The 7298-nt window shown below is 67.2% G+C and carries 6 protein-coding genes; 2 read left to right on the top strand and 4 right to left on the bottom strand.

Features of this window, described 5'->3' with window-relative positions; all coding sequences use genetic code 11:
- Positions 1 to 96 precede the first annotated feature (96 nt).
- Together EJO66_RS32010 and EJO66_RS32005 are read left to right on the top strand one after the other, a co-directional pair.
- Positions 97 to 1146, top strand: coding sequence for a ThuA domain-containing protein (locus tag EJO66_RS32010; protein WP_125967221.1), 1050 nt, complete (start codon positions 97 to 99; stop codon positions 1144 to 1146).
- Positions 1147 to 1237: 91 nt separating this feature from the next.
- A complete protein-coding gene (locus EJO66_RS32005) occupies positions 1238 to 3454 on the top strand; it encodes an outer membrane protein assembly factor BamB family protein (RefSeq protein ID WP_125967220.1) in 2217 nt (738 codons plus the stop codon).
- 90 nt (positions 3455 to 3544) lie between these two features.
- On the opposite strand, the gene EJO66_RS32000 is transcribed toward EJO66_RS32005, so the two are convergent.
- The 4 genes from EJO66_RS32000 to EJO66_RS31985 are packed head-to-tail and all read right to left on the bottom strand — an operon-like array spanning position 3545 to position 7287.
- Entirely contained in the window at positions 3545 to 4942 is a 1398-nt protein-coding gene (locus tag EJO66_RS32000) for an ELWxxDGT repeat protein (protein WP_240648944.1), read from the bottom strand.
- Between the two features lie 43 nt (positions 4943 to 4985).
- Positions 4986 to 6266 carry a TRAP transporter large permease gene (locus tag EJO66_RS31995; protein WP_125967218.1) on the bottom strand — a complete coding sequence of 427 codons (1281 nt, stop codon included), beginning with the start codon at positions 6264 to 6266 and terminating at the stop codon, positions 4986 to 4988.
- Entirely contained in the window at positions 6263 to 6826 is a 564-nt protein-coding gene (locus tag EJO66_RS31990; RefSeq protein ID WP_125967217.1) for a TRAP transporter small permease, read from the bottom strand. Before EJO66_RS31990 ends, EJO66_RS31995 begins: the two co-directional genes overlap by 4 nt.
- A 14-nt stretch (positions 6827 to 6840) precedes the next feature.
- Positions 6841 to 7287, bottom strand: coding sequence for a type II 3-dehydroquinate dehydratase (locus tag EJO66_RS31985; protein WP_125967216.1), 447 nt, complete (start codon positions 7285 to 7287; stop codon positions 6841 to 6843).
- Between the last annotated feature and the right edge of the window lie 11 nt (positions 7288 to 7298).

Below are 7298 nucleotides of genomic sequence, written 5' to 3'. Positions count from 1 at the left end.
GCTTCGCCGTGCCTCGTGAACGGCATCGCCGTGCCTGATCAATCCGCAAACCCTGCGGGCCGGTTCCGCCATCGACCCCAAAAAAAGGAGACTCCCTTGAACCATCCCAGATCATTTCTCTTCGGACTTGCATCGACCGCGGCCCTGGCGCTGCTGGTGACCGCGTGCGGCGGAGGCAGCGGCGGCGGCGGCGTGTCGTTTCCGATCATCCCGGTCCAGCCCGCGGCGCCGAGCGCGCCCGCGCAGCCCACCCCGGTCGCGCCGACGGACCCGGTGGCCGAAGCCGAGGACGACAGCTTCGACGCCTACTACAACGTCTGCAGGGGAACGAATCCGAAGTGCTACCACGACTGGGGCGCCTTCGCCTCGACGCCCGATCGCGTGCTGGTCTACTCCCGCACGGCCGGCCCGCGCCATGCCAACCTGGGCACGCCCATGGGAAGCGGCCTGAACCCGGTGATGAATCCGGACAACATCATGCAGGCCGGGCTGGTGCGCATGCTGACGGCCGAAGGCATCACCGTCGACTGGACCGAAGACGTCGCGGTCCTGGGCAGCCGCATCAACAACTACAAGGCCGTCATCTTTGCCAGCTCGAACCGCGACACCTTGTGGAACGGCGCTGTCAGCACGAGCCAGGATGCTGCACGGACGGCGCTGCGCAACTACATGCGCCGCGGCGGCGGCTTCGTCGGGCTGCACAACGCATTCGGGGCCGAATACAACTGGCCCTACTACGAGGGCCTGCTCGGCAACGCCAACTTCTACAACCATGGGCCGAACCGGGCCGGCGACGTCGAAATCGTCTCGGACGACCCCTCGACGAAGGACGTGCCCAAGCGCTTCAGCTTCCAGGACGAGTGGTACAACCTCGCGCCCTTTCCCACGAAGGTGAAGTTCCTGGCCAAGGTCGACACCTCCACGCTGAAGCCCCTGACCTCGGCCCCGCACCCTGGCCACGCGGATTTCCATCCAGTCGCCTGGTGCCAGTACTACGACGGCGGCCGCGCCTGGCTCACGACGCTCGGGCACAACGCGCACTCGTTCGCTGCCGACCTGTCGGGGGTCGGTGCCATCGAATTCCAGAAGCTGGTCGTCCAGGGCGTCAAGTCGGCGATGGGGCTGACGCCGTTCTGCACCGAATAGCGATCTCCGGCAGCGATCGGCGCGGCGAAGAAAACGCGGCACTGGTCACCCCGAGTTCATCCGTTCACACGTTCACCGAGTGGAGATACCCATGAAACAAAAATCGTTGGTCACGCTGCTGCTTTCCTGCGGCGTGCTCACATCGCCGCTGTTGATCAGCGCATGCGGCGGATCGGGCGGCAGCGCGCCCGTATTTCCGTCGGTGCCGGCCCCGGCACCCAATGCACCCCCGCCTCCATCCGCACCGCCGGCCGCGGCGCCCGAGCCGCCCGCATCCGATCTGTCGAGCTGCTGCACTGCGGGCGACAAGGACTTCCCCAAGGTGGGGGGCAACCTGGGCAACCAGAACTACTCCAGCCTTCACAAGATCAACAAGGGCCTCGTAGGCCAGTTGGGCGGTGCCTGGGTCAACCAGATCGAAGGCGGCATGACCACCGGCACCAACCAGAGCACGACAGTCGTCGTCGACGGTGTCATCTATATCGAATCTGCGCTTGGCAACGTGATTGCGGTGGACGGCAAGACCGGCCTGACGAAGTGGAAGTGGACCACCCCTTACGGCTCGATCACGCGCCGCGGCGTGGCCGTCGCCAAGGACCTGGGCCTGGTGTTCACCGTCGCCACCGGCAACCGGCTGGTGGCGCTCAGGACGGACACGGGCTCCATCGCCTGGATCAAGCAGTATCCGACCAGCAACACCGACCCCGACTACCAGGGCGCCTTGCAGAAGGTGGCGCTGGTCTATCACGACAAGCGCGTGTACCTGGGCACCAACGACGGCAACCGCGGCGCCGCGTTCTCGGCGGACGCAACCACCGGGAAGGTGCTGACCTCGTTCTGGGGCGTGCCGCGTCCCGGCGAGATCGGCTACGACACCTGGGGCGGTGCTGCCGAGTCAGACCGCGCCGGCGCAACGCCCTGGATCCACCCCGCAGTGGACCCGGAGCTGGGCATGGTGTACTGGACCTTCGGCAACGTGCGCGGCGGCTCGTCCCAGAACGGGTCCACCCGGCCGGGCCTGAACCTGTTCGCCAATTCGATCGTTGCGCTGGACCTCAAGACCGGCGAATACAAATGGCACTTCCAGTCGGTCCACCACGACATCTGGGACATGGACAACGTGATGTCGCCCGTGCTCGCGGACGTGAAGATCGACGGGCGCGAGCGCAAGGTCGTGATCTACGGCAGCAAGACGGGCATGTACTACATCCTGGATCGCAAGGATGGCAGTGCGCCGCTCGGCATCGACGAGGTGCCCGTGAAGCAGGACGCCCGCCAGGCAAGCTGGCCCACGCAGCCCCTGCCGCGCCAGGGCGCATGGACGGAGACCTGCATCGTCGATCAGCCGCTGGGCACGGCGATCCCCGGAGATCCCAACCGCGCGGTGCCGAACTACACGAAGGGCTGCCTCTACGACGCGCACTGGGATGTGCCGATCCTCTCCATCCCGGGCCACGGCGGCGGCGCAAACTGGAACCACCAGGCCTTCAGCCAGCGCACCGGCCTGGTCTATACCGGCATGGGCTATGTGGCGGCAGCCCACTCGCTGACCGAGTCCAGCAACGGCCTGCGCCCCCCGGGCACCTACATGACCGGTGCGGTCGTGGCCGTCGATCCCGGCACCAACCTGGTGAAGTGGAAGAAGCAGATGCCGTATTCGCTGGCGCACGGCAACGGCATCCTGACCACGGCGTCCGACCTGCTCTTCATCGGCCAGCCCGACGGCAACCTGCTGGCCCTGGATGCCAACGACGGCAGCGAGCTGTGGCGCTTCCAGACGGGCGCGGCGATCAGCGCCAGCCCCGTGACGTACGAGATCGACGGCGAGCAGTATGTTGCGGTGTACTCGGGCGGCACGGGCATCCCCTACGGAGATTCGGCGCCGCGCGGCGATCGCCTGTGGGCCTTCAAGGTTGGAGGCACGGTGCAGCCACCGCCGACGCCTCAACCGCCCATCGTGCGTCGCCCGGTGTCCGGCGCCGCGGTGGAGGGATCGGCGCTGCCGACGCCCAACACCGTGTTCCTGGCGCGCGTGCAGACCGCCGCGAACGAGCCGGGCGCAACCGAATCGACCGCGGTCAATGCCATGACGCCGACCTGGATGCGCGTGCCTGCGAACACCACGGTGACCTTCACGAACCCGGGCACCAATGCCCACACGCACTGCGCCACCCAGTTCTTCGAGGGCCGCTTCGCTTTCAGGCTGGCGCCGGGGCAGTCCGCGAACCACACCTTCGACAAGCCGGGCGAATACTTCTACAACGATTGCCACAGCCCCCGGCCCACCGGAAAGATCGTCGTGTATTGATCGTGTTCCTCAACGGCCAAGCGCCGGCAACGACGGCACCGGCTCTGGCCGGTGCTTTTTCTTGTCCGCACCCGGTGCCGGGCACCTGGCTCAACGCAGGCGGGCGACGAGCGGATCGCCGATCAGCGTCACCCGCCCATCGCGGCGACGCGCCCACAGCCGCTCGTTGCCGCGGCCGTCGTCGGCCACAAAGAGCACCGCGTCTGCGAGCGCGCGAAAGCCCAGGGGCATCGCATTGCGCGCACCGGCCGCAACATCGGCGACGGCGCGCGTGCCGGCCGGCGAGCCGTCCGTGGTCCACGGCTCCACACCGCTGGCGCCGCCACCGTTCGCGGAGAACCACAAGCGCGAACCGATCACCGCGAAGCGTGCGGGGGAGCCGCTCTCGGGCCCTGGCGCGATGTCCTTGACCAGCGTGGTGCCCTTGGCGGTGCCATCGCTGCGCCACAGTTCCGCACCGGACGCCCCGTCGGTCGCCGCGAAATACAGCCGGTTGCCCATCGCCGCGAAAGGGCTCGAGATGGATCCGCCCCGTCCCGGGCGAATGTCCTTCACCAGCGCCGTGCCGGCCGCGGTGCCGTCGGTTCTCCAGAGCTCGGTGCCGTGCACGCCATCGTCCGCGGCAAAGTACAAGCTGCGGCCGAGCGCAGCCAGGTGGGTCGGCCGCGAGGAGACGGTTCCCGGCCGCAGGTCCTTCACCATGCGTGTGCCGCCTTCGGTGCCATTGCTCTTCCACAGCTCGATGCCATGCTCGCCGTCGTTGGCGGTGAAGTAGATGTCGTCACCCACGGCCGTCAGCGCATGGAGGTCTGCGTCCTCGGCGCCCGGACGAATGTCCTTCACCAGTCGCGTGCTCTCTGGCGTGCCCTCGCTCACCCAGAGTTCGTGGCCATGCTCGCGGGTGGTCGCGGTGAAGAAGAGGCGCTTGCCGGCGACGGTGAGCTGGCGCGCGACTGCGCGAGGCCCGGTGTTGATCGACGACACGCGCATCGTGCTCTTCGCGGTGCCCGTGGTCTTCCAGAGCTGGAACCCGCTGCGGCCGTCGTCGGCCACGAAGTACAGCGCATCGCGGAACACGATGAGCTCGCTGGGCATGGCGCCTTCCTCGCCCGGGCGCAGGTCGATCACCCGCGAGGTTCCCGCGGCCGTGCCGTCGGTGCGCCAGAGTTCGAGGCCGCTCGCACCGTCGGTGGCGGTGACGTAGACATGGCCCCGGAATGGCGTCGGCCACGCGGGAAAGGAACCACGGAAGCCGGGGCGGATGTCCTTCAGCATGGCCGTGCCGGCGGCGCTGCCATCGGTGACCCACAGCTCCTGGCCGGACGCCACGTGAAAGGCCGTGAAGAGCATCCGCCCGCCCAGCGGGGTCAGTCCGGTGGGGGAGACGAAGGCCAGCGGCGTCAGTTGTTCGGCCAGCACCTCGCGCTCGGGATCCTGCGCGGCCGTGGGAAGCTGCACGAGGAACGCGAGCGCAAGCGCTGCCAGCAAGGCTGGGCGCCGCAAGGCGAAGGCGCAGCGATAGGGCGGCATCTCAGCCGCCCAGCCATCCGGCCGGCGCAATCACCAGCTGCGGAAACACCACCATCACCAGAAGGATGGCGAACTCGGCAATCATGAAAGGCACCACGCCGCGCGTGACATCGTCCATCGATATCTTCCCGACGCCGGCCACCACGTTCAGCACCGTGCCCACCGGCGGCGTGACCAGCCCGATCGAGTTGTTGATGATGAAGAGCACGCCGAAGTACACCGGGTCGATGCCCGCTGCCTTCACCACGGGCATGAGCACCGGCGTGAGAATCAGGATGGTCGGCGTCATGTCCATCGCGGTGCCGACGACCATCACCACGACCATGATCGCGAGCATGAGCAGGATCTGGTTGCCCATGAACGGCTGCAACAGGCCCACGATCTTCGATGGCAGGTCGGCCACCGTGATGAGCCATGCGCTCACCATGGCCGCGGCGATCAGGAACATCACGATGGCACTCGTCTTGGCGGCGCTCACGAAGATGCCGTAGAGGTCGCGCCAGGTGATCTCGCGGTAGATGACCGTGGACACGAAGAGCGCATACACGGCGGCCACCACCGCGGCCTCGGTCGGCGTGAAGACGCCCATGCGCAGGCCCACCAGGATGATCAGCGGCAGCATCAGTGCCCACAGCGCCTTGCGAAACGTGGTGAAGATCTCGGCCGACGACTTGCGCGGCGGCGGCACGATCTTCTCGCGGCGCACCAGCCAGGCCCAGGTGAGCCAGAGCGCGCCGCCAATGAGAAGGCCTGGCACGATCGCCGCGAGGAACAGCTTGGAGATCGACACGTTGGCCGCCACGCCGAAGATCACGAGCCCGATGCTCGGCGGGATCACAGGCCCTATCACGCCGGTGGCCGCGATCAGGCCGGCGGCGCGTGGCTTGTCATGGCCGGCCTTGACCATCATCGGCAGCAGGAGCGCGGTCAGCGCGGCGGCGTCGGCCACGGCCGAACCCGAGAGCGCGGAAAGCAGGCAGCCGGCCATGATGGTCACGTAGCCGAGTCCGCCCTTCACATGGCCCACCAGTGCGAGAGCGAAGTCCACGATGCGCCTGGACAGGCCGCCGACGTTCATGATCTCGCCGGCCAGCATGAAGAACGGAACGGCCAGCAGCGGAAAGCTGTCGGCGCCGCCGATCACGTTCTGCGCAAGGATCTGCGCATCGAACAGGTCGAGGTGCCACATCAGCGCCACGCCGCTGGCGAGCAGCGAGAACGCGATGGGAATGCCCATCGCCATGGCGAGCAGCAGGGAACCGACGAAGACGAGGATGGTCATTTGCGCTCCCCCGGGCCATCGCCTTGCGAGCCCAGGATCTGCTGCAGCTGAACCGCTTCTTCCGATTCCTGGACCATCACCAGCTCGCTTTCGGCGATGCGCCCCGTGAGCAGGCGCAGCAGGTCGAGCGCGAGGATGAACCCGGCCAGCACCGAGAACACCACGCCCGAAGCGTAGACGATGGCCATCGACGCGCCGGTGACCGGTGCCGTCACGTCCCAGTTGATGCGCGCCTGCGCGACGCTGCCCTGGAACAGCAGCCAGACGATGTGGAGCATCACCACGTGACCCACGGCGAGGCAGATCTTCTTGCCGGCGGGCGGCAGCTTCTGCACCACCATGTCGACGCCAAGGTGCGCGTGCTGCTTCAGCGCGACCACCGCGCCCAGGAAGGTCATCCAGATGAACAGCCAGCGCGAGACCTCCTCCGACACCGTGATGCCGGAGTTGAAGCCGTATCTCAGCACCACGTTGCCGAAGACGAGAACGACCATGACCGCAAGCGCGGCCGCGATCGATGCCTCGATGCCGGTGCAGCATCGATCGATCCAACGATTCATGGGGTCTGCTCGCTTCAGGCGGTGGCCGCTTGCTTCTGAATCTCCACCAGCGCGCGCAGCGCGGCCAGGTAGGACTGGGGGCCGAGCCCCTGGATGGTGCCCTTGACTGCCGGAGAAATGATCGAATGCGCGCGCCATGTCTCGCGCGCCGCGATGTTGGACATGTGAACCTCGATGGTGGGGAACGGCATGGCCTTGATCGCGTCGTGCAGCGGCACGCCGTGCTGCGTGAGACCGGCGGGGTTGACCAGCGCACCCTGTGCATCGTCGATGTGGGCGTGCAGGAAGTCGATCAGCTCGCCCTCGTGGTTCGACTGGATTGTTTCCAGCGTCGCGCCGAGCTCTTGTGCGAGCGCCTGCAGCTGTGCATTGATCTCGGCCAGAGTCGTCTTGCCGTAGATGTGGGGTTCGCGGCGGCCGAACAGGTTGAGGTTGGGGCCGTGGAGGACGAGGATTTTCATGGTGGGGCGAG

Source organism: Variovorax beijingensis, assembly GCF_003951285.1.
Taxonomy (GTDB): Bacteria; Pseudomonadota; Gammaproteobacteria; order Burkholderiales; family Burkholderiaceae_C; genus Variovorax; species Variovorax beijingensis.
The sequence above is the reverse complement of the archived record's forward strand: the minus strand, read 5'-3'. Positions and strand labels throughout refer to the sequence as shown.